The following is a 25,869-nucleotide window of genomic DNA, read 5'->3' on the forward strand; positions in this document are numbered from 1 at the left end:
AAGATCTTTTTGTCCCGGGTTCGTCGATCTCACCTCCGCTCCTCGCGCGGGAGACCGCTCCGGCCTCTCCGCTGCGCTCCGAGGCCTCCACTGCCAGGTTGGTGGGGCGACGCATCGTCCACCGTCGCCCGGTCACCGTTTCACCCCACCCCCGCCCGGCCTTTGTCCCGACTGTCCGACACGTGCCCGAGGCGTTCGACGATCTTGCGCGAGTGTCCGGGCATTTCGGGTGCGTCGGACGAAATTCGGGGCATTCGCGCAAGATCGTCGACCATGGTGAAGATCGGGGCCACCGTCCGACCCGGGCCTCTTCTGACTTTGTCGCGACTGTCCGATATGGGCGCCGGGGCGGAGGTCGGTGGGGTGATCGTTTACGGCTGTGGTGTGGAAACGGCCACCCGATGCATGATCGTTTACGGTTATGGAGCGCGCTGACCGGCTTTCGCTGCACCTGACGCGTCATTGATCATGCAGACCGGGCCGGATTTACACCTCAGCCGTAAACGATCAAAAAATCTGTACGCCGCTTCCGCATAACGGAAGGTCGTTCCCGCATCACAGACCATGGCTCTCGGCGGGACGGCGTGGACGTGATCCACAGCGGCCGAGATGCCTCAACGCGCCCTATCCCCTCGATCCACAGCGGTCGGGATGTAGGAAACGGCCTCTATCTACATCTCGGCCGCAATGGATCGAGGGGATAGGCACGGAAACTACATCCCGGGACAAATGCATCTAGATCTTGATCTTGGCTTTCCTGATCTTGATACGGGGTAAGAATGGAGGCATGGAGTATCGGGTCGAGCACGACACCATGGGTGAGGTCAAAGTCCCGAAAGACGCGCTCTGGGGTGCGCAGACGCAGCGGGCTGTGGAGAACTTCCCGATCTCGGGCCGGCCGCTGCCGCCGGTCCTGATCCACGCGCTGGCCGAGATCAAGGCCGCCGCCGCGAGCGCGAACGGTGCTCTCGGCGTACTGGACGACGACATGGCCAAGGCGATCGGCGCCGCGGCCTCGGCCGTCGCGGCCGGTACGCACGACCGGCACTTTCCCATCGACGTCTTCCAGACCGGTTCGGGCACGTCGACCAACATGAACGTGAACGAGGTGGTGGCCCGGTTGGCGACCGCCGATCTGGGCCGGCCGGTGCACCCGAACGATCACGTGAACGCCTCGCAGTCGAGCAACGACGTCTTCCCGAGCGCTGTGCATCTGGCTTCGCTGCGGGCGGTCGCGACCGATCTCGTCCCCGCGCTCGACCAGTTGGCGTCGGCGCTGGAGGAGAAGTCGAGCGAGTTCGCGACCGTCGTGAAGGCGGGGCGTACGCACCTCATGGACGCGACGCCGGTGACGCTCGGCCAGGAGTTCTCCGGGTACGCCTTCCAGCTCCGCCGGGCGATCGAACGCCTGGAGAGCACTGCTCCCCGCCTGGGTGAGCTGCCCCTCGGCGGGAGTGCGGTCGGTACCGGAGTGAACGTGCCGCGCGGGTTCGCCGAGCAGGTGACCGGAATCCTGGCCCAGCTGACCGGCCTGCCGATCGAGGAGACAGGCAACCATTTCGCGGCCCAGGGCAGCGCCGACCCGCTCGTCGAGATCTCCGCGCAGCTGCGGGGCACGGCGGTCAGCCTCTACAAGATTGCGAACGACATCCGGTGGCTGGGCTCAGGTCCGCGGGCCGGCCTGCGTGAGCTCAACATCCCCGACCTCCAGCCCGGTTCGTCGATCATGCCGGGCAAGGTCAACCCGGTCCTCTGCGAGGCCGTACGCCAAGTCGCCGCCCAGGTGATCGGCAACGACGCGGCGATCGCGTTCGCGGGTACGCAAGGCGACTTCGAACTGATCGTCATGCTGCCGGTGATCGCCCGGAACCTGCTGGAGTCCACGAGTCTCCTGGCCAACGCCAGCCGGGTGTTCGCTGACCGGTGCATCCGAGGGCTGACGGCCAACGAGGAGATCGCCCGCGCGTACGCCGAAGGAAGCCCTTCGATCGTGACACCGCTGAACCGGCACCTCGGATACGAGGAAGCGGCGTCGATCGCCAAGGAAGCCCTGGCCACAGGCAGATCCATCCGAGAAGTAGTGGTGGCCAGAGGCCACGTGGAGAGCGGCAAAATCAGCACGGACACCCTGGACGAAGCCCTGGACGTCCTCAAGATGACCAGATAGACCATCGGTGGTCGCGGCCATGGGTGGTCCAGGCCATGGGGGCGGGGCTGGTCGCTTGGGTTGCGCGCCGAGGTGGTCCAGTCCCCCGGTGGTTGCTGGGAAGGTTATTGCCCGTTCGCCCTTCGGGCGAGACGAGGGCACATCGGCCCTTATGCAACGTCCGTCAGCACAAGATCCTCAAACGCTTCGCGCTTGCGGATCTTGCACTGCCGGACGTCGCGGCCGAGTGCGGGGCCCAGATGTGGGTGGGGCGTACAGCGGTCAGCGGATGCCGTGGCGGCGCAAGGTGGTGGCCAGGGTGGCGGCGGTTTTCGCGACTGCGGACGCTACCTGGTCGACCTCCTTGTCGGTTGCCAGCTTGGCGGGCATCGAGACGCTGATCGCGTCCGTCGCCGGGATGCGGTAGTCGACGGTCGCGGCGATGCAGGCCACTCCGGGCGTGCCTTGTTCGCGTTCGAGAGCCCAGCCGCGGGCGCGTACCTCGTCCAGTTCTGTGTGGAGCGCGGGGCGCGACGTGATCGTGTGGGCGGTGAAGCCGACCAGCTCGGCGGGCAGAGTCTTGTCGACCTCGTCGGTGGTGAGCTGGGCGAGCAGGGCCTGGCCGAGTGCGGTGAGGTGGGCGGGCAGCTTGCGGCCGACGCGGGAGACGACGTGCTTGCTGGCGCGGGCGTCGCGGGTCGCGAGGTAGAGGACGCTGCCCTCGTCGCGGCGGGCGTAGTGGGCGGTGTAGCCGACCTCGTCGCGAAGATCTTCGATGGCGGCGTGCGCGAACGGCAGAGCCGGGTCCCGGTCGAGGTACGCGGTGCCGGACAGCAGGGCGTGCGGGCCGACGCCGAAGGCGGAGCCGGTGTCGTCGGACTCGACCCACTTGAGTTCGCGCAGCGTGCGGATGAGCGCGTGCAGACTGGACCGGGGGTAGCCCATGCGCTCCTGGAGCTGGGCCAGGGTGAGCTTCGTCGGCGACGCGGCGAGCGTCTCCAGGATGTGGACCGTACGCTCCGCCGACTTGACGGGGGAAAGTTCCGTGCTCATTGCCACCAGCCACTCATCGCCGTCAGCCCGTCGTGGGGGAGTTGACCGCCACTGTACCGGAGACTAACTTAGCCTTGCATCAGTGACATGCTGACGGACCCGATTCACATATATGGACAGTTCACATATATGGACACATGGGGCGCCGCCGAGCATATGAACAGACAGGAGTGCCGCATGCGGCTCAAGGGCCTGCTCTCCTTCCCGCTGACCCCGTTCACCGCCGACGACGCCGTCGACCTGGACGCCTTCGCCCGCCACGTCGAGGCGCAGATCGCCGCCGGGCCGAGCGGGCTGTTCGTCGCCTGCGGGACGGGCGAGTTCACCGCGCTCAGCCTGGCCGAGTACCGCACGCTCGTCGAGACGGCGGCCGCGGTGGCCGGGGGACGCGTACCGGTGTTCGCGGGGGCGGGTGGCGGACCGCAGCTCGCCCGGGCCTTCGCCGAGACCGCCACCGAGGCGGGCGCCGACGGCCTGCTCCTCCTGCCGCCGTACCTGGTCGCCGCGCCGCCCGTCGGGCTCGTGCGGCACATCGCGTACGTGGCCGCGGCGACACCGCTGCCGATCGCCGTCTACCAGCGCGCCAACGCCGTGCTCGATCCCGCCGCCGCGGTCGCGCTGCTCGACATTCCCAACGTCGCCGGGATCAAGGACGGCCGCGGCGACGTCGACGCCATGCTCCGGCTGGTCACGGCCGTGCGTACCAGCGGGCATCCGCGGGCCGAGGAGTTCGGCTTCCTCAACGGCCTGCCGACCGCCGAACTCTCCGTGGTTGCGTACGAGGCCATCGGGGTCGAGAGCTACTCGTCCGCCGTGCTGTGCTTCGCCCCGGAGATCGCCACCCGCTTCTACTCCGCCGTACGCGCAGGCGACGCGTACGCCCAGCGCCGGCTGCTGACCGCGTTCTACCTGCCGCTCGTGGCGCTGCGCGACAAGGTCCCGGGGTACGCGGTCTCGCTGATCAAGGCCGGTGCGCGCCTGCGGGGCCACGACATGGGCCCGGTACGCCCGCCGCTCGTCGACGCCGCCCCCGAACACGTCGACGCCCTGGCCACCCTGATCGAGGACGGCCTGCGCGTGGTGGAGGAGCTGGCATGAACATCGTCGAGGTACGCCTGACCCCCGTCGCCTTCGCCGATCCGCCGCTGCTGAACGCGGCCGGCGTCCACGAGCCCTGGGCGTTGCGCACGATCGTCGAGGTGGACTGCGGCGACGGCCTGGTCGGGCTGGGCGAGACCTACGGCGACCTGCCGCACATCGAGCTGCTGCGCCGGGTGGCGCCGCTGGTCGTCGGCGTGGACCCGTTCGCCACCAGCCGCATCCTGGAGATCGTCCGCGCCGAGCTGGGCGCGACCGACGCTCCCGACCGGCACGGCCTGACCGGAGTGTCCACACCGGAGAAGACGGCGCTGCGCGTGTTCTCCCCGATCGAGGTGGCCTGCCTCGACCTCCAGGGGCAGCTCACCGGCCGTCCCGTGCACGACCTGCTCGGCGGAGCCGTACGCGACGCCGTCCCGTTCTCCGCGTACCTCTTCTACAAGTACGCGGCGCACCCTGGTGCTGGATCGGATCCGTTCGGCGAGGCATTGACCCCGGATCAGATCGTCGCCCAGGCGCGTACGCTGATCGACCGCTACGGTTTCGGATCCATCAAACTCAAAGGCGGCGCCTTCCCGCCGGATCAGGAACTGGACGCGATGCGGGCACTGCGGGACGCGTACCCGGAATTGCCTTTGCGCATCGATCCGAATGCGGCCTGGACGGTGGAGACCTCGCAGCGGGTGGCGCGCGAGATGGTGGGGATTCTGGAATACCTGGAGGATCCGACGCCGGGACTCGCGGGCATGGCCGCGGTGGCGGATGTGGCGCGCGAACTCGGCATGCCGCTGGCGACGAACATGTGCGTGGTGGCGTTCGAGCATCTGCCCGAGGCGATCGCGCGCGACAGCGTGCAGGTCGTGCTCTCCGACCATCATTACTGGGGCGGGCTGCGGCAGTCGGCGCGGCTCGCGGGCATCTGCCAGACCTGGGGAATCGGCCTGTCGATGCATTCCAACAGCCATCTCGGCATCAGTCTCGCGGCGATGACCCATCTTGGTGCGGCCCTCCCCGAATTGACGTACGCCGCCGATACGCACACCCCTTGGCAACTCGGCGCCGACGTCGTCGAATCCCCACTGCCCATTGTGGACGGCGCGGTACGCGTACCCACGACTCCGGGGCTCGGCGTGACCCTCGATCGCGACGCGCTCGCGCGGATGCACGAGGACTATGTGAAATGCGGTCTGACGGAGCGGAACGACGCGGGCTACATGCGTACGTTCGTGCCGGACTTCGAGGATGTGCGCCCGCGATGGTGAGTTTCGCCGGGCATGCCTACCCGTGGGACGTTCTCGGCGATCCGGCCTTTCCCGCCCGGGTCGCCGACGCCGGTCTCGCGACCGTGACGTTGGCGGCGGCCTATCACACCGTGCGGGCGGCCACCCCTCTCCACCCCGCGCATCAGCTCGTCGACGCCCGGCATTCCGCGCTGTACCGGCGCTCGTCCGTCGCGTTCGGACGGTTGCGGCCGTTGAGCCCGTCCTGGACGGATCCGGACGCGTTCGCCCTCGCCGCTTCGGCGCTGAAGGCCGCGGGCCTGCGGGTGAACGCCTGGATCGTGCTGACCCACAACAGCGCGCTCGGCTCGGCGAACCCGGACCTCTCGGTGGTCAACTGCTTCGGCGAGCGCTACCCCTACGCCCTCTGCCCCGCCCACGAAGAAGTACGCGACTACTGCGCGAATCTCGCCACGGCGGCCCTCCAGGACGTGGCGGTCGACGGGGTGTCCCTGGAGGCCTGCGGCCAGCTCGGTGTGGTCCACATGGGACACCACGAGAAGACGGACGACGCCTGGACGGCCGACGGCCTGCGGGCCCTGTCCGTCTGCTGCTGCCCGAGATGCCGATCCTCCTGGGAGCTGTTCGGCGCCTCCCAGGGTTCGAGCGCGTTCGCATCGTCCGTTGTACAGCGGCTCCAGGCGATCGTGCGGGGCGAACCGCTGCCGCTGCCCCCAGAGGTGCTGGCCGCCCGCCACGCCCACACCGACCTGCTGCGCGCCCAGGTCCTCGACGCCGTCAGAACCGCCGCACCCGGTGCCGAGATCACCCTGCACGGGAGCCCGGACCCATGGGCGACCGGCCCCTCGCCGGGCCTCACCCCGACGGCTGCGGGCGACGTGGATGCGATCCTGGTCCCCGCCTGGCCGACGACAGAGGCCACCGCGGCCCTGATCCGGGCCACCAGAGCCGCGGTCGAGCCGGCCGCTCCCGCCCGGCCGGGCCTGGACGCGGCCGGTTCGCAGGAAGCGCGATCGGTTACCGTGGACGCGTACCTGACGGTCCTCCCGCCGGCCGGTGCCGACGCCGTGCTTCCGCACGCCCGCAGGCTCGTCGACGCTGGTGCCCAGCGCCTCAGCCTGTACCACCTCGGGCTGGCGGCATCCTGGCGTCAGCCACTCTTCGCCCAGATCACGGGAGGCATCTCTTGAGCGCATCGGACTTCGTGAACACGGCCGTGGAGGGCGCGCTCGACGCCGCTCCCGCGCTGGCCGCCATGCCTCCCGCCGCCCGTCGCGATCTGCTGCACGCCGCCGCCGACGCCCTGGCCGCCCGCGGCGAGGAGATCATCAAGGTCGCCGCCGACGAGACCGGCCTCACCACGGCCCGGCTCACCGGCGAGCTCGACCGCACCACCAACCAGCTGCGCCTGCTCGGCGACTACGTCGCGGCGGGCCGCCACCTCTCCGCACGCGTCTCGCCCGAGGCCGGCCTGCGCCAGATCGTCGTCCCGATCGGCCCAGTGGCGGTCTTCGCCGCCTCCAACTTCCCGCTCGCCTTCGGCATCCTCGGCGGCGACACCGGCTCCGCGCTCGCGGCGGGCTGCCCCGTCGTCGTCAAGGCCCACCCGGCCCAGCCGCTGACGAGCCGCCTGCTCGCGGAGATCGTCACCCCGGTCTTCCCGCCGGGCTTCTTCACCATGATCGAAGGCGGCGCCGACGTCTCCCTCGCCCTGGTCGCCGCCCCCGGCATCCAGGCGGTCGGCTTCACCGGCTCCCTCGCCGGCGGCCGCGCGCTCATGGACACCGCCGCGGCCCGCCCCCAACCCATTCCCGTGTACGCCGAAATGGGCGCGATCAACCCCGTCTTCGTGCTCCCCGGCGCGGCGGCCGACCGTACGCGAGTCGCCGCCCTGGCCGCCGCCGTCACGGGTTCGGCCGGACAGCTCTGCACCAAGCCCGGTCTCGTGATCGTCCCCGATTCGGCGGACGGCCAGGCGTTCGCCGAAGACCTGGCCGCAGCGGTCGCCGGGACGGAAGTCCACCGCCTGCTCACCGACCGGATGGCCGCCGGCCACGCCGACTGGGTCTCGTCGGCCGGGCAACTCGGCCTCCCGGTCCAGGTCGGCACCTCCTCGCCGGCTCCGGTCGCGGTGATCGCGCCCGCTTCGGCGCTGACCGGTCCTCTCCTGGAGGAGCACTTCGGTCCGGCCGTCGTCATCGCGACCGCTTCCCCCTCGGCGTTTCCCTCCTTGGCGGGGGACCTCGAAGGCCAGCTCACCGCCACCGTCCACGCGTCCGACGAAGATCACGAAGCGGCGCGCGTACTCCTGCCGGTGCTGGCCACGAAGGCCGGACGGATCATCTGGAACGGCGTACCGACGGGTGTGGCGGTGGTAGACGCGATGCTGCACGGCGGCCCGTGGCCCGCGACGTCGGCGGCCTGGTCGACGTCGGTCGGCACGGCGGCGGTGGAACGCTTCCAGCGCCCGGTAGCCCTCCAGAACGTCCCCGCCGACCTACTCTGACCCGCTCCAAGATCCCGTTTGGATCAGGGAAATCACCCGAATCATGGCCCAAGATTCGGGTGAAAACCGTGATCCAAGCGGGATCTTGGGGTAGGGCGCGGCGGCGGTCAGAGGTCGAAGGTTGCTTCGACGGCGGCGATCAGCTCGCCGAGTGTCCGTGATCCGTCGACTGCGATCACCGGCAGATCGAGCGCCGCGGCCTCGGCGGCCAGCCGGTCGGTGAAGAGCGCATCCCGTTCGAGGAGATTCGCGAGCGCCCGCTCGGGATCACGCGTACGCCCAGCGATCTTGTACAGGTCGCCCCGGACGGTGAACGCGTGGCGCCGGAACTCGGGCGTGGGCAGCAGCCAGACCGCCCGATCTCCTTCACCCAGCTGAGGCCGGACGAGATGCGGGAGCAGCCGGAACCCCTCGACGATCGTGCCCCGGCGGATCTCCGCGAGGTCCTCCACGATCAGCCCGAACCCCTCGCCCCGGAACCAGTGGAACGTGTCGAGCATGATCGCCGGATCGCGCGCCGCCCAGCGTTCGTCCATGTCCATCGCCATGAACGCGTACAGCAGCGGACTGTCGTCCGGCGTCGTACGCGCAGCGTGGCCGGCCATGGCGCGATCTGTGTCATAAAGAACAAGATCATGACGGTCGGCCAAGGCCCGGGCAACCGTGGACTTGCCACCGCCACTCCCGCCCCCGATCCAGTACCGCCGTGGGACCGCCCCGTCTTCGGAGATCATCGCGGCCGGCTCGTCAGCACCTCGGCGATCTGGCTGAGACCGTCCTCGCCGAGCACCAAGTCAGCGCCGGCGGCCCGCAGCCGGGCATGCCTTTCGAGGTTGCGGGCGAGACCGATGCACGCCACCCCCGCCGACCGGGCGGCCTCGACATCGGTCGCCGTGTCGCCGACCATGACCGCGTCGAACGGCAGGACATGCAGCTCGGCCAGCGCGCGCAGCAGCGAATACGGGTCCGGCTTCAGCAGATCCGGCCGACCGGCCGGCCGGCCGGCGATGGTGGTGACGTACTGGTCAAGATCGGCTTCTATGAGGTGCAGCAGGATGGCAGCCTCAGAGTTGTTGCTGACAATCGCTACCGGCAACCCGGCTCGCGCGGCCGCGATGACCGCCTCGGCCGCGCCGGGCGTCGGCGTGGCGAGCTGAACGGCCTCGATCTCGGCGAGTGTGAGTGCCTCGTCAGCGCGCCGTACGAGTCCTTCATCTCCCGCTGTCGCTGCGAACCGCAAGACCGCCAGCGGATCTTTAGTCCGGACCACCTCGACGGACAGCTCGACACCGGCACCGGTCAGGACAGCACGTACGCGATCCGCCGCGACCTGGTCAGGCAGCGCCGAGAAGACCGAGCAGACGGGACCGTCGAAGTCGAAGAGGAGAGCGCGGGTGCCGTCGAGGGCTGGTCCGAGATCAGGATGCACCGGCGGGACGAACCTCTCAGCCTGAGCCGCCTGCGGGACTCGAACCCGCAACCTTCCGATTACAAGTCGGGTGCGCTACCAATTGCGCCAAGGCGGCGAGCCGCGTTCCCGCGGCGATCACATGGTACGCGAGCCCCTCCCCGTGCGCCCCTCCCCCCGCCCCGTATCGGGCAAACGGGACGCGAAGCACGTCAGGCGAGTGTGGGAGCCGTACCAAATCTTGATCCTGACTTGGCAGGGCGGCGTACGCAGATTATGTTGGCTGCCAGGCCGGGTGACGTATGCCCGGAACCTTTTACTCGGATCGTCCGGCACGTTCCTGCCGGTGAAAGGATTCTTCTCCATGGCTACGGTTTCCTACCGTAAGGCGACCCGGATCTACCCGGGTACGCAGAAGCCCGCGGTCGACGCGCTCGACCTCGAGATCCAGGACGGCGAGTTCCTCGTCCTCGTCGGCCCGTCGGGTTGTGGCAAGTCCACCAGCCTGCGGATGCTCGCCGGTCTTGAGGACGTCGACCAGGGCGGGATCTACATCGACGACCGCGACGTCACCAACCTGCCCCCGAAGGCCCGTGACATCGCGATGGTCTTCCAGAACTACGCTCTCTACCCGCACATGACGGTGTACGAGAACATGGCGTTCGCGCTCAAGCTGCGCAAGACCCCGAAGCACGAGATCGACGTCCGGGTCAAGAAGGCCGCGCAGATGCTGCAGCTGGAGGACTACCTCGGCCGTAAGCCGAAGGCGCTGTCCGGCGGTCAGCGTCAGCGTGTCGCGATGGGTCGCGCCATCGTGCGTGAGCCGCAGGTCTTCCTCATGGACGAGCCGCTGTCGAACCTCGACGCCAAGCTGCGTGTCCAGACCCGTTCGCAGATCGCCGGCCTCCAGAAGGAGCTCGGCATCACGACGGTCTACGTCACGCACGACCAGATCGAGGCCATGACCATGGGTCACCGCGTCGCGGTCATGCTCGACGGTGTCCTGCAGCAGGTGGCGAGCCCCCGTGAGCTCTACGACCGGCCGCAGAACGTCTTCGTCGCGGGCTTCATCGGCTCGCCGGCGATGAACATCAAGAAGGTTCAGCTGAACCAGGACGGCGCCGTCTTCGCGTCGCTGGTCCTGCCGCTCACCCGTGAGCAGCTGGCCGCCGCCCGCGCCGAGGGTGGCGACAACCAGGTGATCGTCGGGTTCCGGCCCGAGGACTGCGACCTGGTCAGCGCGAGCGAGGGTGGCCTGCCCATCGAGGTCGAGCTCGTCGAGGACCTGGGCGCCGAGGCCAACGTGTACGGCCACGCGGCGGTCAACGGCTCCAACGAGCGGTTCGTCGTGCGTACCGACCGTCGCCACATGCCCGACATGGGCGAGACGGTCTACATCAAGCCGCGCGTCGGCCAGCACCACGCGTTCAACGCCGCCACCGAGCAGCGCATCTAGTTTTTCCTGTACGCGAAAAGGGCCCCGGCGGTTGCCGGGGCCCTTTTCGGTGTGCGTACTACTCGATCGGCAGCAGGCCGGCCAGGCTGCCGACGACCGGCAGGCCGCGCAGGAGGGCCAGCGGGACGGGCAGCGAGCCGACGACGGGCAGGTCGCCGACGAGCGGCAGCTGCGCGAGGGTGTGCGACACGGGCAGCGCGCCCGTCGAGCCCATCGAGCCGAGCGAGCCGAGGAGCGGCAGGCCGCCTTCGGCACCGGTCGCCTCGGGCCGGGCCGACGGGTAGTCGGCGTCCTCGCCGGCGATCGGCCGGTCGGTCTCCGCGTGCCGGGCGGCCGTACGCGCGGTGGCGTGCGGGGCGACCCGGGTGACGGAGGTCGGCAGCGCGCCGAGCGGCATGGCGGTGCTCATGCCGGGGGCCGGCAGGGTGGTGGGCTGGGCGGCCGCGCCACCGAGCAGGCCACCGGTGATGCCGCCGAGGGGCGAGGAACCGCCGGTGAGGCCGCCGGTCAGCCCGCCGAGGGGGGAGGAGCCGCCCGTGAGGCCGCCGGTCAGGCCGCTGGTGAGACCGCCCAGCGGGGAGTCGCCGCCGGTGAGGCCGCCGAGCAGGCCGCCGTCGCCGCCGCCGAGCAGGTCGCCGACCACCGGCAGGTTGCCGACGACCGGCAGGCCGCCGCCGCCCTGGCCGTTGCTGATCAGGCCCCGGTTGAGGACCTGGTTGACGACCGGCAGGCTGTCGAGGCTCGGCAGGCCCTGGTTGTCGAGGACCGAACCGACCAGCGGCAGCTTCTGCGCGATGTTGCCGACGACGATGAGCTTGCCGAGGCCGGAGTCGCCGAGCATCGGGCCGACGAGCGGCAGCTGGTCGACGACCGGCAGGGCCTCGGTCGCGCTCTCGGTGCTGACGGGCATGCCGAACTGAGCCGGGTCCTGTACGGGCGTCGCGGTGGTGCCGCCGGCCGGGCCGACCCAGTTGACGGCCACGTTCGGGTTGTCGGCGAAGAACTGCGACTGGTCGGTGCCGTCGTCCGTGAGGTCGCTGTCGTCGGACAGGGCCGCCAGGTCGTCCGCGGACAGCCCGGCGAGGTCGTCGGCGGTCAGGCCGAGCTGCGACGGGTCGAACGCGTTCGGGTCGCCGGCCGGCGCGAACTGCGACGGGTCCGACACCGGGGTCATGCCGGTCGAGGCCTTGGCCATCGCCTGCGCGATCATCGACGGCACGAGGTCCTGCGCCGCCTGGCTGACCTGCTTGGCGGTCTGCGGGTCGAGGTCGGCGGGCAGGCCGGTGTTCGTCTGCACGTTGGGGCTGCCGTTGGTCAGGCCGGTCTGCGTGAACTGGGGCGTGGTCGCCGCCGGGGCGGTCGCGCCCTGGGCCGCGTCGCCGCCGGTCAGCTTGCCGGTGAGGCCGCCGAGCAGGCCGCCCGCGGGGCTGTCGCCGCCGGTCAGCCCGCCGAGCAGGCCGCCCTTGTCGGAGCCGCCGAGCAGGTCGCCGCCGGTGAGGCCGCCGAGCAGGCCGCCGGTGGCGTCCGTCTCGCTGGCGGCACCCGCGCCGCCGGTCAGGTTGCCGGTGACCCCGCCGACGAGCGACAGCGGGCTGCCCGAGCCGGTGAGGCCGCCGAGCATGCCGGTCAGGCCGCTGCCGCCGGTCAGGCCGCCGGTGAGGCCGTCGAGCGCCGGCAGGAACTCGGGCCGGCCGTCGTTGGCGCGCAGCTGGAGCGGGCCGGCCGCGGTGGTGTCCGCGCCGGCGCCCGACAGGTCAGCGGAGAGCCCGAGGTCGCTCAGCCCACTCGTGGGGGAGAAGACGCCGGCCAGCAGTCCCTGCAGGGCCTGGGGGTCGGCCTGGGGCGCCGCCGCGGCGTCCTGGGCGTATGCGGCGCCGCCGAGCATCAGAATCCCGCTCGCGACCCCGACGGTGCTGACGGCGCGATAGAGCCACTTGTTCATGTCCATCCATTCGCTTTAGACCGGTGCACGGAAGCTGGTCCGGTTGCAGTCGTCCAGTCAACCAACGACTAACTCGGGCAAATCGTTCTGCACGGGCACGTATCGCGTCTCGGGCGTACCGGGCCGGGCAAGATCCAACGGGCGGATGGTCGATACGATGCGGCCGTGACCCCCTCACAGTCACTGCCCCCGTTCAGCCGCGGTGTCCCGAAGATCCTGGAGGCGCTGCGGCCCGGCCAACGCGGCGCCCGTGACCACTACGTCGTCTGCGGCGCCAACGCGCTGACCTACCGGCTCGTCGAGGAGCTCAGTCAGCGGTACGCGGCCGCCGTCACCGTGATCATGACGGAGCGGCAGCGGCGTACCGGGCGGGATTTCACGGAGCTGCCGGGCGTACGCGTGCTCGCGGCCGAGCGCCTCGACGACAAGGTGTTCCTGGCGGCGGGGCTGTCGCACGCGGCCGGGCTGGCGCTGACCGAGCAGGACGATGTCGGCAACATCCACGCCGCCATGCGGGCCGAGGAGCTCAACGGCCGGCTGCGGATCGTGGTACGCGTCTTCAACCTGAGCCTGGGCATGCGCGTACGCCAGCTGTTCCGGGACTGTGCGGTGATCTCCGATTCGGCCATCGCCGTACCGGCGTTCGTGCAGGCCGCCCTGGGTGACGGCGCACCGGCCTATTTCCGCTTCGCCGGCCGTACGCTCTACGCCACGCACCGCACGGAGGTCGCCGAGCGGGACGTCGTCTGCGGACTGTCCCGGACGGCCCCCGACGGTACGCCGGAAGTGCTCCCGTTCGACCATGGTTCCGCCGACGTCGTCCTCGCGGTGGCGCACGGCGAGAAGTCCGTCGACGGCCGCGTACGCAGGCGGCGCCGCCGGTCGTGGACGTTCGGCGCGCTGCTGCGCTTCCTGCGCGGCGGGATGAGCCGGGGCCTGCGGATCGGCCTCGCGGTCACGTTCGCGGTGCTGGTGGCGGGTGGGATCAGCCTGACCCTGGCGAACCACGAGTCCGCCTGGGCCGGCGTCTACGAGACGCTGCTGACCGCCTTCTCCGGCGCCGATGCCAGCAAGAGCGTCTGGACGCAGGTCAGCCAGCTCGTCGTCACCGTGTCCGGCATGGCGCTCGTCCCGCTGATCACCGCCGTGGTCGTGGAGGGCCTGGTCAACGCGAAGCTGGCGTTCACCTCCGGCCGAGTCCTGGACCACTACGAGGATCACGTGGTCGTGGTCGGCCTCGGCAACGTCGGTACGCGGATCATCCGCAGTCTGCGCGATCTCGGCGTACCCGTGATCGCCATCGACAAGAGCGAGGACGCACGGGGCGTGGCCATCGCCCGTGAGCTGGAGATACCGCTGGTCATCGGGGACGCGAGCCGCGAGGAGACGCTACGGAGGGCGTCGGTGCAGTCGTGCCGGGCGCTGGTGATCGTCTCGACCGACGACGTGGTGAACCTGGAGACGGCGCTGAACGGCCGCGCGCTGCGGCCGGGTCTCAAGATCGTCATGCGGCTGTTCGACTCGGACCTGGCCGAGCGGATCCAGCAGACCTTCAGCATCGCGACCACGCGCAGCGTGTCGGCGATCGCCGCGCCGGCGTTCGCGGCGGCGCTGATGGAACGCGAGGTCCTCGCGACCATCCCGATCGGCCGGCGCGTGCTGCTGGTGGCCGACGTGGTGGTGGCGCCCGGATCGAGCCTCGACGGGGAGCCGGTCACCGCCGCGACCATCGACGGGCTGGCCCGGGTGATCGCCGTCGGCGGGCTCGGCGAGCCGCGGCCGCGGTGGTCGCCGCCGGATGATCAGGTTCTCGTGGCGCACGACCGGGTCACCGTGGTCGTGACCCGCGCCGGCCTCAGCCGGCTGCTACGGCTGGCCGCAACCGACGCCACCGGGCCGATACCCGCCGGACCGTCGCGCTGACCGCCACGACCAGGCCCGCACAGACCAGCAATCCCAATCCGGCCGTACGCACCAGGCCGCTCTTGTCGATCGGCGGCCCGGACATCTGCCGCCACGAGTTGAACGTGACCCCGGCCGCGAACACCTCGACGGTCGCGGAGCAGGCCGCGTACTCGCTGCCGGACGTGGTCCGGTCGCACTGCGAGTGCAGGTCGGCGACCAGCCGGTTGTCGATCACCGTACGCGCGTCGGTGTTCAGCGGCTCGCCCCGGCGCATCGCGTACCGGAGCAGGTCGTAGCCGTAGTCGTGGGCCTTGCACGCGGTGTCGAAGGCGAACGGGCGGCCCTCACCGGGCACCGAGCAGAACCCGTCCGGATTCACCGTACGCAGTTCGCCGTCGTCGAGCCGGGCGGTGACCGGGGTGTACCCCATCACCTGCGCGAAGTCGGCCGGCACCGCGGCCTGGCCGGACGCGGTGAGCGCCCGGATCGCGTCGGTCGCCGCGACGTCCGGCACGGTGGTCGCCGCCGGGGCCGGGGCCACGATCAGAACCGTGCTCAAGACCGCGCCGAGCACAGCGGCGAGCCACACCTTGCGTCGAGCCACGCGGCCGTCCCCTCGGTTCCCGGGGACGTCCCCGAACAGCGGATTGGCTGGTCACAGTACCTAACGCCATTGTGCATTCCCGGGTGATGTGACCTGTGCCACCTGGGAAAATCACTCCGGGTCGTAGCCGAGGATCGCCTGCTCGTCCGGGCGGTGGACGAGGACGTCGTTGAGGAACGACTGGACGGCCGGTGCCAGGCCGACGTCCCGGCCGGCCTGCTCCGACAGCCGGAACCGGTGCTCGATGACCTGCACGAACAGCTCCGGCGGCTCCAGTTTCCGGCGCAGCTGGGCGGGGACCGCCCGGATGACCGGCTCGAAGACCTCGGTGAGCCAGCGGTGGGCGGCCTCGGTCTCGTCGGCCAGATCCGACTCCACCCGGTACGCGTCCAGGTCGTTGAGCAGCGCCCGGGCCTGGTTCTCCTCGGCGTCCAGGCCGGTCAGGCGCAGCAGGCGGCGGCTGTGGTGGCCGGCGTCGACGACCTTCGGGCGGACCCGGACCTGGTTGTCGATCACCGACATCGTCACCTCCTCGACGTCGAAGCCCATCTCGTTGAGGCGCCGGATCCGGCGGTCGATCTGGCGGCGGGTGTCGGCGTCGACCTTCTCCTCGTAGGTGACCTCGTGCCAGAGCTTCTCGTAACGGCGTACGACCTCGTCGGAGACCTGCTCGGGGTCGATCGCCTCGTGCAGGTAGCCGGCGGCCTGCAGGTCCAGCGACTCGCCGAAGATGTTGGTCCGGGCGATCTCCAGGTCCTCGTCCCGCTGGCCGTTGGACAGCCGCAGGTGCAGCGCCCCCGTCTCGGCGTCCACCAGGTACGCGGCGAACGCCCCGGCGTCCCGGCGGAACAGCGTGTTCGACAGCGAGCAGTCGCCCCAGAAGAAGCCCATCAGGTGCATGCGTACGAGGAGGGCGGCGAGCGCGTCCAGCAGGCGGTTCATCGTCTCGGGGCGCAGCGTGTGCGAGAACACGGCCCGGTAGGGCAGCGAGAACTGGAGGTGGCGGGTCACCAGCACGGGTTCGAGCGGCTCACCGTCCTCGGTCACCCGGTCGGCCACGATCGCGACCGCCTCCACGGCCGGCGCGCCGAGCCGTTCCAGCGCTCGGAGCAGGTCGTACTCGCGTTCGGCGATGCGCTCGCGGGTCTCCTTGACGGCGTAGACGACGCCGTCCATGCGTACGAAGCGCACCACGTGCCGCGAGATGCCTTGCGGCAGCGCGACGAGGTGATCGGCCGGCCAGTCCTCCAGTGGAGTGCTCCACGGCAGGTCGAGCAGGGCGGGGTCGACAAGGGCGGAAGTGATGCGCACGGGTGTCATCCTGTCGGATTCCCGTACGCGTCGCGAGTAGATCGTGGCTCGTTGCACAACCTGCGGGAAATACCTGCCTCGACCCTTGGGAGGTAAACCGGTGCGGCGAACCATGGCGTTGGTGCTGGGCGTGTGCGGTGCGCTGGCGCTGGGCGGCACGACTGCGGTCGAGGCCCTGAACTTCACCCCCGTACGCACCGGTGCCACGACGGCGCTGCCCGCGGCGGCCGCGCCGGCCCGGAGTTCGACCGCCGCCCGGCCGGCGGAGAAGGCGCAGGCGAAGGCCGAGCCCGACCGGCCGATCAACCCGGACGAGACCGTCTGGCAGACGGGCGCCGAGGAGGCGGGGAAGGTCGAGGCGGCCCGGACGACCTTGGGCTACCTCGACGGGAAGCACGCCGCGACCTTCCGGTACCCGGGTGTGGACTACGTGAAGGTGCACTTCACCCGCCTGTCCCTGCTGCCCGGCGACTACCTCACGGTCGCCCGGCCGGACGGCACCGAGAGCCACCGCTACGACGGCACGCTGCTCGACGGTGTCGGCGACACGGTCAACGGCCTGCTGGGGGAGGCCGCCGGGAAGTGGGCGATGTCCGTCACCGGCGACAGTGCCGTGGTCACGCTGCATCTCGGCCCGACCGACCTGCTCGGCCTGCGCGGCAAGGTCTCCGAGACGGGCGTCACGGTCGACAGGGTCGCCCGCGGCTTCACCAAGACCGAGCGCGACGCCCAGCACTCCGCCGACGAGCGCCGCAAGAAGGAAGCCGCGCGGACGGGCCGGGAGGAGAGCATCTGCGGCAACGACGACAAGTTCGACGCCGTCTGCTACAAGACCACCGACCCGGTGATGTACCGCCGCTCCAAGGCCGTCGCGCGCCTGCTGATCAACGGCACCGAGCTGTGCACCGCCTGGCGGGTCGGCCCGGACAACCGCATGCTCACCAACCACCACTGCTTCACGACCTCGCAGGAGGCGGCCGAGACCGAGGTCTGGTTCAACTACCAGTGCGCGGTCTGCGGCGGCTACGACGTGTTCCGCCCGACGAAGGTGTGGGGCGCCCAGGTGCTCGCGACCGACCAGCGCCTGGACTACACGCTGTTCACCCTCGACAACTTCGCCGCGGTACGCCAGTACGGCTACCTCGACCTCGACGTCCGCGCCCCGCTGGCCGGCGAGAAGGTCTACATCCCGCAGAATCCCGCCGGCGACCCGACGATGATCGCCTCCGACAGCGACCAGGACGGCAACGGCAACTGCGAGATCGTCAACCCCGCGTACGACGGGTATGACAAGAAGACCGACGCCTCCTACTACTGCGACACCGCGGGCGGCTCGTCCGGCTCCCCGGTCATCTCGCGGGTCACCAACAAGGTCATCGCCCTGCACCACTTCGGCGGCTGCCCCAACTCCGGCGTACGCGTCGACGAGCTGTACCCGGAGATCAGGTCGCTTCTGTAAGTTGGGCGCATGATCTCTGGCCGGTGGCGTTCGTGGTGGTGGGACGCGGCGCTGCTGGCCGCCCTGGCGCTGTGGACGTGGCTGGTCGCCGCGGGCGGCACGGACCGGCTCGACCTGGCCGTCCGCTCGTGGAGCATGGACCACGACCCGGCCTGGGCGCGGGGCATCGCCATCGTGTCCAACCACTTCGGCCAGGGCTGGGTCCTGCAGTGGGTCCTCGGCGGGGCGCTCACGCTGATCGCGCTCGTCCGGCGGCGTACCTGGCGGGTGCTGCTGCCGGCCGTGGCCGCGTACCTGATCACGGGGCTCGGGGCCGGGCCGCTGAAGATCTGGACCCACCGGGACGCGCCCAGCAGCGGCCTGCCGCCGGACGTGTCGGTGCAGTTGTTCAATCCCGAGGCGACGGGCTATTCGCGCTCGTATCCGTCCGGGCACATCGTCAACACGATGGTGTGGTGGCCGGCGATCCTGCTGCTGCTCGCGCTCGTGCTGGCGCCGCGTACGGTGCCCGCGAAGCTGCGGCGGTTCCTGCTGGTGGGGCCGCCGATCATCGTGTTCGCGACGACCTGCTACCTGTCCTACCACTGGGTCAGCGACGACGTGGCGGCCGTCTTCCTCGGCCTCTTCCTGGCGCGGCTGTTCTGGCGGCTCCCCTGGAAGTCCTGGGTCGGCGCCTCCATCTAGTCGGTCCCCGACAAGTTCAAGATCTTTTTGTCCCGGGTTCGTCGATCTCGCCTCCGCTCCTCGCGCGGGAGACCGTTGCGCCCTTCACCCCGGCCTTTGTCGCGACTGTCCGACTCGTACCTGAGATGTTCGGCGATCTTGCGCGAGTGCCCCGAATTACGTCCGGTGTACCCGGAATGCCCGAACATTCGCGCAAGATCGTCGACCGTGGGGTGATCGTTGACGGCCGTGGCGCGGAAACCGCCACCCGACGCATGATCGATTACGGTTCTGGAGCGCGTTGACCGGCTTCTGCTGCACCTGACGCGTCATCGATCATGCAGATCGGGCCGGATTTACACCTCAGCCGTCATCGATCAAGAAATCGGCACCCGGCGCCCACCTGACGGAAGATCGTTCCCGCATTCCGGGCTTTGGTCATCGGCGGGATGGCGGGGACGTGATCCACAGCGACTGAGATGTTGAAACGCACCTCTCGCCCAAGATCTACAGCGATGGGGATGCAAGAAGTCGGCCTTACCTACATCCCAGCCGTACTGGATCGAGGGGACGGGATCGAAAACTACATCCCCACAGCGAACGATCACCACCCAGCTGCCCAGCCGATCCGTCGAGCCGGCCACAGCGGACAGTCGCGACAAAGCCCGGACCAGCCGGGCCCCGATCTTCCCGACGCTCGACGATCTTGCGCGAATGTTCGGGCATTCCGGGTACACCGGAAGAAATTCGGGGCATTCGCGCAAGATCGTCGAGCATCTCGGGGGCACGCCGGACAATCGCCCACCATCCCGGGACACAAGTCGGACAGTCGCGACAAAGGCTCGGGGTGAAGGGTGAAGCGGCGACCGAACCGCGGTGCGGGATCTTGGGATGGTCAGTGGACGGCGGTGACGTAAAGGTCGGGGGAGAGTGTCAGGACGTCCGCCCGCCGGCCGACCTCCAGGGCACCCGTCGGCAGGCCGAGCAGCCCCGCCGGGGTCGTGCTGGCCGCGCGTACGACATCGGTGATCGGAAGACCCGCGCCCACGGCCTGGCGGAAGGCCGCGTCCATGGTGAGCGTGCTGCCGGCGATCGAACCGTCGCGCGCGAGGCGGGCGACGCGGTCGGCGACGATGACGGCCTGGCCGCCCAGCTCGTACTCGCCGTCGGGCATGCCCGCGGCCGCCATGGCGTCGGTGATCAGGACGGTACGCCCGACGCCGGCCGTGTTGGCCGCGAAGGCGAGCGTGCCGTCGTGCAGGTGGATGCCGTCGGCTACGAGTTCGACGGCGACGCTCGGCGAGCTGAGCAGGCCGATGATCGGGCCGGGCTCGCGGTGGTGGACCGGGCGCATGCCGTTGAAGAGGTGGGTCGCGACGCGGGCGCCGGCGGCGACCCCGGCGAGGGTCGCCTCGTAGGAGGCGTCGGTGTGGCCGATCGCGGCGAGGACGCCCTCGGCCGCGAGCGCGGCGATCGCGTCGATGGCGCCGGGACGCTCGGGTGCGATGGTCATCATCCGGACCGCGCCGCCGCCGATCTTGATCAGCTCGACGATCTCGTCGATCGACGGGTCGCGCAGGAAGGCCGGGTTCTGCGCGCCGCACCGCAGCTCGGCCAGGTACGGGCCCTCGAAGTGGACGCCGCCGAGCACACCCTCCTCGACCAGCGGCCGGTACGCCTCCGTCGCGTCCCGCATCAGTTCGAAAGGGCTGCTGACGAGGCTGGCGAGGATCGTGGTCGTGCCGTGTCCGCGGTGGAAGGCGGCCACGGCGCGGGCGGCGTCGGCGTCGCCGGTGGTGAAGGTGTGCCCGCCGCCGCCGTGCGTGTGGATGTCGACGAAGCCGGGGACGATCCACTGCTCGGGCCCGTCGATCGGGCCGCGCTCGATCGCGGTGATCGTGCCCTCTTCGGCGGTCAGTACGCCGTCCACGATGCCGGTCGGCGTGACGATACGGCCGCTGAGCCTCATGTCGATCTCCCTGGTCTGGGCTTTACGGGGCGGTGACGTGCTCCACGGTCACGGGAGCGGCCTGGTCGGTGGGGTGGTCGAGTTCCGCGACCGACAGGGCGAGCAGGGCGGCGCCGAGGCAGCCGGCCTCGTCGCCGAGCTTCGCGCGGACGATCTCGGGTTCGGTGAAGAACGCGATCCGCTCGCGCAGTGCCACCCGCAGCGGTCCGAGCAGCTGCTCGCCGGCCTCGGCCAGCCCGCCGCCGACGACGACGAGTTCGGGGTCGTACAGGGCCTGCGCCGTGAGCAGGGCCGCGGCGAGCGCGTCGACCGTCTCGGCCCAGACCTCGGCGGCGATGACGTCCCCGGCCGCCGCGCGTTCCGCGACGTCGCGGGCCGTGGCGGTGGTGCCGACACGCTCGGAGTAGCGGCGGCCGACCGCGGAGGCCGACGCGATCGACTCCAGGCAGCCCCGCTGGCCGCAGCCGCAGAGCGGGCCGCCCGGCCGCACGATGATGTGGCCGATCTCACCCGCGCCCCAGTGCCCGCCCGCGAGTACCTTGCCGCCGATGATGTGGGCTGCCGCGATGCCCGTCCCGATCGGGATGAAGAGCACCTCGTCGAAGCCCTTGCCCGCGCCCAGCGTCGCCTCCGCCAAGCCGCCTGTACGCACGTCGTGGCCGACACGTACGGGCAGGTCGAGGCGGTCGGCGGCCAGCTGGCGCAGCGGGGTGTCCTTGAGGCCGCCCATGTTGGACGCGTACCGGACGACGCCGGCGGACTCGTCGACCACGCCCGGGATGGCGATGCCTGCCGCGACCGGAGTCAGTCCCTCGACGGCGGCCTTCGCGGCGAGCCCTTCGGCGACCCCGAGGATCGTCTCGATGACCGCCGCGGCCCCGCGCTCGGTACGCGTCTTGTGCCGCTCGCTGTGCAGGACCTCGTGGTCCGGGGTCACGAGGCCGCATTTGATACCGGTCCCGCCCACGTCCACGGCGATGACGACCTGGCCCGGTTGTGTACTGCTGTGGTTCACGGTCTCCAGGATCCCCTTCGCCCTGCGGTGGCCCCACTTATGCGCATTACCGCTCGGTAGGACGGTGTTTCGAGCGTCATTGTGCTCGAAGCGTCCGGCCCATCGCAAGCCGATCCCGGGCTTCGAACGGGTCCGTGCAGCTCCGAGCAGGTCTGAGCAAGGGAAGCGCTTTGCAAAGCCCAGTATCGAGCATTACTGTGCACGAAACTACTCATCATTCGCGCAGGAGGCGACCCGTGGATCGTTACGCCCGGTGGAACTCTCTGCTCGAACTGCTGACCGACTCCGGCCGCGTGAGCGTGGAGGAGGCCGCCGAGCGGCTCGACGTGTCCCAGGCGACGATCCGGCGCGACTTCGACCAGCTCGCGCAGCAGCAGATGATCACGCGTACGCGCGGCGGAGCGGTCGCCAACGGCGTCTCCTACGACCTGCCGCTGCGCTACAAGACGGCGAAGCACTCGGAGGAGAAGCAGCGTATCGGGGCCGCGGCGGCCGCCCTGGTGTCGCCCGGGATGGTCGTCGGACTCAACGGCGGCACCACCACGACCGAGGTCGCCCGGGCGCTCGCGGTGCGCCCCGACCTGTCCTCCACAGCGGACGACGCGCAGTTGACGGTCGTCACCAACGCCCTCAACATCGCCAATGAGCTGCTCGTACGCTCGCGGATGAAGATCGTCGTGACCGGCGGCGTGGTCCGGCCGCAGTCCTTCGAGCTCGTCGGGCCGCTCGGCGGCGGCATCCTGCGCGAGGTGACCCTGGACGTCGCGCTGCTCGGCGTCGACGCGCTCGACGTGACCCTCGGCGCCGCCGCCCACCACGAAGGCGAGGCGGCCATGAACTCCCTGATGGTCGCGCGGGCGAAGCGGGTCGTCATCATCGCGGACGCCTCGAAGCTGGGCGGGCACGCGTTCGCCCGGATCTGCTCGGTCGACCGGATCGAGACGCTGGTGACCGACTCCAGCGCGGATCCCGCTCTGGTGGAAGGCTTCCGCGCCGCGGGCCTGACCGTCGTCGTCGCCTAGGCCCTCGTCGCGGGCCGGATGCTGGCCGGTGTCGGTCCCGCCGCATAAACTGGGCGGACGCGAGGGTAGGTAAGGGGCATGTCCATGGATAGATCAGATGGCTGACCAGTCCACGGGGGAGTCCGAGTCAGCCCTGTTCGACCTCATCCCCGGTCAGCGCCGGCTCGGCGAGCCTCCTCCGTCCGTCATGGACGACGAAGATCGGGACGAGAGCGACGACATCCTCGACTCCGACCTGCCCGAGCGGATCGCGCCGGTGCGGCGTACCGGGCTGTCGGAGGTGCAGCAGGGGATCCTCGGGTTCGAACGGCAGTGGTGGCGGCACGCCGGTGCCAAGGAACAGGCCATCCGCGAGACCTTCGACTTCGGCGCGACAAGGTACTACCAGCTGCTCAACCGGCTGCTCGACGATCCCCGCGCCGTCGAGTACGACGCCGTCCTCGTGTACCGGCTGCGCCGCCTGCGGATGACCCGCTCCCGCTCACGCGCCTGACCCGCTCCCGGCCGCACGCAGATAACGTTCGCCCAGCGTACGCAGGTGGGCGCGCAGTTCGTCGGAGTCGACCGTGAAGTCCGCGCCGAGCATGCCCAGCCAGACCGCCATCATCTCCACGTTGTCCGAGCCGAACGTGACCGTGCAGGACCGGTCGTCGAGTGCGACGACCGGGCCGAGCATGGACGGCAGCCGTTCGGCGACGACCTCGGCCGGGGCGTGGATGACGACCTTCGCCCGGTACCGCCAGGTCGCGGTGGACACCCGGCGGGCCACGTAGTCCGCGAGATCCTCCGCCGGCAGATCCCGCGGCGCGAACCGGGGGCCGGTCGGCGTACGCGGGGTGACGCGGTCGACCCGGAAGGTACGCCAGTCCGCCCGCTCGACGTCCCAGGCGACCAGGTACCAGCGGCGACCCCAGTTCACGAGCCGGTACGGCTCGACGTCGCGGCGGCTGGCGGTCTGGTCGTGGGACGCGTAGTCGAAACGCAGCCGCTCCCGGTCCCGGCAGGCGGCGGCGATCAGGCTGAGCAGGTCGGCGTCGATGCGGGGGATCGGCGACTCGTTCGGCACCGCGACCGTATAGGTCTGCAGGGTGTTGACCCGCCGCCGCAGCCGGTTCGGCAGGACCTGCTCCAGTTTGGCCAGCGCCCGCAGGGACGTCTCCTCGATCCCGCTGACCGAGCCCGCCGCAGCCGTACGCAGTCCGACGGCCACCGCGACCGCTTCCTCGTCGTCGAGCAGCAGCGGCGGAAGGGCCGCTCCAGCGCCCAACCGGTAGCCGCCGACCGCGCCCCGGGTGGCGTGCACGGGATAGCCGAGCGCCCGCAGCCGTTCGACGTCGTTGCGGACGGTACGCGTACTGACGTCGAGGCGGCCGGCCAGTTCGTTGCCGGTCCACTCGCGGGGGGTCTGCAACAGGGACAGCAGTCGCAGCAGGCGTGCCGAGGTCTCCAACATGTTTTTCATTCTGCCCCGGCATTAGGAATGGAGTGTTCCTAATGGCCTGGAAGAGTGATCCGCATGACGAACGAGACGAGCACCAAGACGCGCCCCTGGCTGGGGCTCTTCGCCATCCTCGCGGCGACGATCATGAACCTGCTCGACGCGACGGTGGTCAACGTGGCCGGCCCGTCGATCCGCGCCAACCTCGGCGGCTCCCTGGCGAGCCTGCAGTGGATCGCGGCCGCGTACACGCTGGCGCTGGCGGTCGGGCTGCTCACCGGCGGCCGTCTCGGCGACCTGTTCGGCCGCAAGCGGATGCTGATCATCGGTGTCGCCGGCTTCCTCACCGCCTCGCTGCTGTGCGGGCTGGCCTGGTCGCCGGCCGCGCTCATCGGCTTCCGGGTGCTGCAGGGCCTGTTCGGAGCGGTGATGATCCCGCAGACCTTCGGCCTGATCCGCGACCTGTTCCCGCCGCACCAGATGGGCAAGGCGTTCGGCGCCTTCGGCCCGACGATCGGCCTGTCGACGATCCTCGGCCCGGTCGTCGCGGGCGCCCTGGTCGACGCCGACCTGTTCGGCACGGGATGGCGGATGGTCTTCCTCATCAACCTGCCGCTCGGGCTGTTCGCCCTGATCGGCGGCCTGCGGGCGCTCCCCGAGGGGCGCGGTACGCGTACCCTCAGCCTCGACGTCGCGGGCGCGCTGCTGGCCGGGACCGGTCTCGTGATGATCGTCTACCCGCTGGTCCAGGCCCGTGAGCTGGGCTGGCCCGCCTGGGCGTACGCGATGCTCGCCGGTGCGGTCGCGGTGCTCGCCGTCTTCGTCGCCTACCAGGTACGCCGGAAGCGGTCCGGGCGTACGCCGCTGGTCGAGCTGAGCGTCTTCCGGCAGCGGTCCTACACCTCGGGTGTGCTGTTCGTCCTCGTGTTCTTCGGCGCGATCGTCGGCTTCAGCCTCTCCGTCGGCCTCGTGCTGCAGCTCGGACTCGGGTTCAGCCCGATGCACGCCAGCCTCACGATGGTCGGCTGGGCGCTCGGCGCCTTCCTCGGCAGCGCGTTCGCCGCGACCACGATGGCGAAGCTCGGCCGCAACCTGCTGCACATCGGGCTGGCCGGGATGGCGGGCGGGCTCGTCTGGCTCTACCTCGTCTTCCACACCCAGGGCGCGGCCGTGCACACCGGCAGCCTGTTCGGGCCGCTGCTCGCGTACGGGCTGGGGATGGGAATGATCTTCGTGCCGCTGTTCGACATCATCATGGGCCGGGTCGCCGACCACGAGGTCGGATCGGCGTCCGCGATGCTCGAATCACTGCAGCAGCTCGGTTCCTCGCTGGGCGTGGCGGTGCTCGGCACGATCTTCTTCACCACCGTCGGCGTCCAGTTCACGCCCGCCTCGTTCGTCCACGCCTCCGGCGTCATCGCGCTGGTCGCGCTCGGCCTCACCGTCGTGGCGTTCGGCCTCGGCTTCCTGCTCCCGAAGCGGGCCCGCTCGGCCGGTCACGCCCCCCAGCCCGAAGTGGCCCGCGCCGGCGAACCCGCCCTCGTGTGAGCGGGATTTGCTGAGAGGGTGCTGAGGAAACGGCGGCATCGGGGATCCCCCCGATGCCGCCGAAACATGCCCGTCCTACGGTGGC

21 protein-coding genes and 1 tRNA gene are annotated in these 25,869 nt (G+C 70.3%); 12 read left to right on the forward strand and 10 right to left on the reverse strand.

What is annotated here, in order from left to right; translation table 11 throughout:
• Positions 1 to 787: 787 nt before the first annotated feature.
• Positions 788 to 2,167 (forward strand): class II fumarate hydratase, encoded by a 1,380-nt coding sequence (locus G401_RS0110000; protein WP_034591211.1) that lies wholly within the window; start codon positions 788 to 790, stop codon positions 2,165 to 2,167.
• A gap of 261 nt (positions 2,168 to 2,428) precedes the next feature.
• Here the strand turns inward: G401_RS0110000 and G401_RS0110005 are convergent, their stop codons facing one another.
• The gene (locus G401_RS0110005) at positions 2,429 to 3,199 is read right to left on the reverse strand and encodes an IclR family transcriptional regulator (RefSeq protein ID WP_051366445.1); all 771 of its coding nucleotides are present in this window, start codon (positions 3,197 to 3,199) and stop codon (positions 2,429 to 2,431) included.
• A 177-nt stretch (positions 3,200 to 3,376) separates the two neighbouring features.
• On the opposite strand from G401_RS0110005, the gene G401_RS0110010 reads away from it, so the two are divergent.
• The 4 genes from G401_RS0110010 to G401_RS0110025 are packed head-to-tail and all read left to right on the forward strand — an operon-like array spanning position 3,377 to position 8,044.
• Positions 3,377 to 4,297 carry a 5-dehydro-4-deoxyglucarate dehydratase gene (locus G401_RS0110010; protein WP_027342406.1) on the forward strand — a complete coding sequence of 307 codons (921 nt, stop codon included), beginning with the start codon at positions 3,377 to 3,379 and terminating at the stop codon, positions 4,295 to 4,297.
• Positions 4,294 to 5,559: a glucarate dehydratase family protein gene (locus G401_RS0110015; RefSeq protein ID WP_027342407.1), complete on the forward strand. Its 1,266-nt coding sequence runs from the start codon at positions 4,294 to 4,296 to the stop codon at positions 5,557 to 5,559. The genes G401_RS0110010 and G401_RS0110015 overlap by 4 nt, the downstream gene beginning before the upstream one ends.
• On the forward strand, positions 5,553 to 6,728 hold the full coding sequence (locus G401_RS57610) for a hypothetical protein (protein ID WP_034591213.1): 1,176 nt from the start codon (positions 5,553 to 5,555) through the stop codon (positions 6,726 to 6,728). Before G401_RS0110015 ends, G401_RS57610 begins: the two co-directional genes overlap by 7 nt.
• Positions 6,725 to 8,044, forward strand: a complete 1,320-nt coding sequence (locus G401_RS0110025; RefSeq protein ID WP_245601679.1) for an aldehyde dehydrogenase family protein — start codon at positions 6,725 to 6,727, stop codon at positions 8,042 to 8,044. Before G401_RS57610 ends, G401_RS0110025 begins: the two co-directional genes overlap by 4 nt.
• A gap of 107 nt (positions 8,045 to 8,151) precedes the next feature.
• Here G401_RS0110025 and G401_RS44670 read toward each other — a convergent pair whose 3' ends face one another.
• From G401_RS44670 to G401_RS0110040, 3 genes are all read right to left on the reverse strand, one after another.
• Positions 8,152 to 8,649: a hypothetical protein gene (locus G401_RS44670; RefSeq protein ID WP_245601680.1), complete on the reverse strand. Its 498-nt coding sequence runs from the start codon at positions 8,647 to 8,649 to the stop codon at positions 8,152 to 8,154.
• Positions 8,650 to 8,774: 125 nt separating this feature from the next.
• Positions 8,775 to 9,473 (reverse strand): HAD family hydrolase, encoded by a 699-nt coding sequence (locus G401_RS0110035; RefSeq protein ID WP_027342410.1) that lies wholly within the window; start codon positions 9,471 to 9,473, stop codon positions 8,775 to 8,777.
• Positions 9,474 to 9,497: 24 nt separating this feature from the next.
• Positions 9,498 to 9,570, reverse strand: a tRNA-Thr gene (locus tag G401_RS0110040).
• Between the two features lie 246 nt (positions 9,571 to 9,816).
• On the opposite strand from G401_RS0110040, the gene G401_RS0110045 reads away from it, so the two are divergent.
• Entirely contained in the window at positions 9,817 to 10,908 is a 1,092-nt protein-coding gene (locus G401_RS0110045) for an ABC transporter ATP-binding protein (protein WP_027342411.1), read from the forward strand.
• Between the two features lie 58 nt (positions 10,909 to 10,966).
• On the opposite strand, the gene G401_RS0110050 is transcribed toward G401_RS0110045, so the two are convergent.
• Entirely contained in the window at positions 10,967 to 12,850 is a 1,884-nt protein-coding gene (locus G401_RS0110050) for a hypothetical protein (RefSeq protein WP_157545554.1), read from the reverse strand.
• A 165-nt stretch (positions 12,851 to 13,015) separates the two neighbouring features.
• On the opposite strand from G401_RS0110050, the gene G401_RS0110055 reads away from it, so the two are divergent.
• Positions 13,016 to 14,773: an NAD-binding protein gene (locus tag G401_RS0110055; RefSeq protein ID WP_157545556.1), complete on the forward strand. Its 1,758-nt coding sequence runs from the start codon at positions 13,016 to 13,018 to the stop codon at positions 14,771 to 14,773.
• Here G401_RS0110055 and G401_RS44675 read toward each other — a convergent pair.
• Complete coding sequence (locus G401_RS44675; RefSeq protein ID WP_157545558.1) at positions 14,706 to 15,359, reverse strand: phospholipase A2; 654 nt, start codon at positions 15,357 to 15,359, stop codon at positions 14,706 to 14,708. The two genes, G401_RS0110055 and G401_RS44675, sit on opposite strands and share 68 nt — an antisense overlap.
• 111 nt (positions 15,360 to 15,470) lie before the next feature.
• Positions 15,471 to 16,679 (reverse strand): DUF4032 domain-containing protein, encoded by a 1,209-nt coding sequence (locus tag G401_RS0110065; RefSeq protein WP_157545560.1) that lies wholly within the window; start codon positions 16,677 to 16,679, stop codon positions 15,471 to 15,473.
• Between the two features lie 91 nt (positions 16,680 to 16,770).
• Here G401_RS0110065 and G401_RS0110070 point away from each other — a divergent pair, with 91 nt between their 5' ends.
• Positions 16,771 to 18,129 (forward strand): trypsin-like serine peptidase, encoded by a 1,359-nt coding sequence (locus G401_RS0110070; protein WP_027342415.1) that lies wholly within the window; start codon positions 16,771 to 16,773, stop codon positions 18,127 to 18,129.
• Positions 18,130 to 18,138: 9 nt separating this feature from the next.
• Positions 18,139 to 18,813 carry a phosphatase PAP2 family protein gene (locus G401_RS44680; RefSeq protein WP_051366448.1) on the forward strand — a complete coding sequence of 225 codons (675 nt, stop codon included), beginning with the start codon at positions 18,139 to 18,141 and terminating at the stop codon, positions 18,811 to 18,813.
• 874 nt (positions 18,814 to 19,687) lie between these two features.
• On the opposite strand, the gene nagA is transcribed toward G401_RS44680, so the two are convergent.
• Both nagA and G401_RS44685 read right to left on the reverse strand, forming a co-directional pair.
• Positions 19,688 to 20,767, reverse strand: a complete 1,080-nt coding sequence (gene nagA / locus G401_RS0110080; RefSeq protein ID WP_027342416.1) for an N-acetylglucosamine-6-phosphate deacetylase — start codon at positions 20,765 to 20,767, stop codon at positions 19,688 to 19,690.
• 16 nt (positions 20,768 to 20,783) lie between these two features.
• On the reverse strand, positions 20,784 to 21,776 hold the full coding sequence (locus G401_RS44685; protein ID WP_051366449.1) for an ROK family protein: 993 nt from the start codon (positions 21,774 to 21,776) through the stop codon (positions 20,784 to 20,786).
• 236 nt (positions 21,777 to 22,012) lie between these two features.
• On the opposite strand from G401_RS44685, the gene G401_RS0110090 reads away from it, so the two are divergent.
• Entirely contained in the window at positions 22,013 to 22,798 is a 786-nt protein-coding gene (locus G401_RS0110090; RefSeq protein WP_027342417.1) for a DeoR/GlpR family DNA-binding transcription regulator, read from the forward strand.
• A 97-nt stretch (positions 22,799 to 22,895) separates the two neighbouring features.
• On the forward strand, positions 22,896 to 23,291 hold the full coding sequence (locus G401_RS0110095; RefSeq protein WP_084557030.1) for a DUF3263 domain-containing protein: 396 nt from the start codon (positions 22,896 to 22,898) through the stop codon (positions 23,289 to 23,291).
• Here the strand turns inward: G401_RS0110095 and G401_RS0110100 are convergent.
• The gene (locus G401_RS0110100) at positions 23,280 to 24,251 is read right to left on the reverse strand and encodes a helix-turn-helix transcriptional regulator (RefSeq protein WP_027342419.1); all 972 of its coding nucleotides are present in this window, start codon (positions 24,249 to 24,251) and stop codon (positions 23,280 to 23,282) included. The two genes, G401_RS0110095 and G401_RS0110100, sit on opposite strands and share 12 nt — an antisense overlap.
• A gap of 63 nt (positions 24,252 to 24,314) precedes the next feature.
• Between G401_RS0110100 and G401_RS44690 the strand changes: the two genes are divergently transcribed.
• On the forward strand, positions 24,315 to 25,784 hold the full coding sequence (locus G401_RS44690) for an MFS transporter (RefSeq protein WP_051366450.1): 1,470 nt from the start codon (positions 24,315 to 24,317) through the stop codon (positions 25,782 to 25,784).
• The last annotated feature ends 85 nt before the right edge of the window (positions 25,785 to 25,869 follow it).

This window comes from Hamadaea tsunoensis DSM 44101 (assembly GCF_000428945.1).
GTDB classification, from domain to species: domain Bacteria; phylum Actinomycetota; class Actinomycetes; order Mycobacteriales; family Micromonosporaceae; genus Hamadaea; species Hamadaea tsunoensis.

What these genes read in the sequence shown, in the direction of transcription:
- G401_RS0110015 (WP_027342407.1), top strand. Translation starts at nt 4,294, where the DNA reads ATGAACATCGTCGAGGTACGCCTGACCCCCGTCGCCTTCGCCGATCCG.
- G401_RS0110065 (WP_157545560.1), bottom strand. Translation starts at nt 16,679, where the DNA reads ATGACACCCGTGCGCATCACTTCCGCCCTTGTCGACCCCGCCCTGCTC.
- G401_RS0110010 (WP_027342406.1), top strand. Translation starts at nt 3,377, where the DNA reads ATGCGGCTCAAGGGCCTGCTCTCCTTCCCGCTGACCCCGTTCACCGCC.
- G401_RS44680 (WP_051366448.1), top strand. Translation starts at nt 18,139, where the DNA reads ATGATCTCTGGCCGGTGGCGTTCGTGGTGGTGGGACGCGGCGCTGCTG.
- G401_RS0110045 (WP_027342411.1), top strand. Translation starts at nt 9,817, where the DNA reads ATGGCTACGGTTTCCTACCGTAAGGCGACCCGGATCTACCCGGGTACG.
- G401_RS44670 (WP_245601680.1), bottom strand. Translation starts at nt 8,649, where the DNA reads ATGGCCGGCCACGCTGCGCGTACGACGCCGGACGACAGTCCGCTGCTG.
- G401_RS0110095 (WP_084557030.1), top strand. Translation starts at nt 22,896, where the DNA reads ATGGCTGACCAGTCCACGGGGGAGTCCGAGTCAGCCCTGTTCGACCTC.
- G401_RS0110050 (WP_157545554.1), bottom strand. Translation starts at nt 12,850, where the DNA reads ATGAACAAGTGGCTCTATCGCGCCGTCAGCACCGTCGGGGTCGCGAGC.
- G401_RS0110100 (WP_027342419.1), bottom strand. Translation starts at nt 24,251, where the DNA reads ATGTTGGAGACCTCGGCACGCCTGCTGCGACTGCTGTCCCTGTTGCAG.
- G401_RS0110005 (WP_051366445.1), bottom strand. Translation starts at nt 3,199, where the DNA reads ATGAGCACGGAACTTTCCCCCGTCAAGTCGGCGGAGCGTACGGTCCAC.
- G401_RS44690 (WP_051366450.1), top strand. Translation starts at nt 24,315, where the DNA reads ATGACGAACGAGACGAGCACCAAGACGCGCCCCTGGCTGGGGCTCTTC.
- G401_RS0110000 (WP_034591211.1), top strand. Translation starts at nt 788, where the DNA reads ATGGAGTATCGGGTCGAGCACGACACCATGGGTGAGGTCAAAGTCCCG.
- G401_RS57610 (WP_034591213.1), top strand. Translation starts at nt 5,553, where the DNA reads ATGGTGAGTTTCGCCGGGCATGCCTACCCGTGGGACGTTCTCGGCGAT.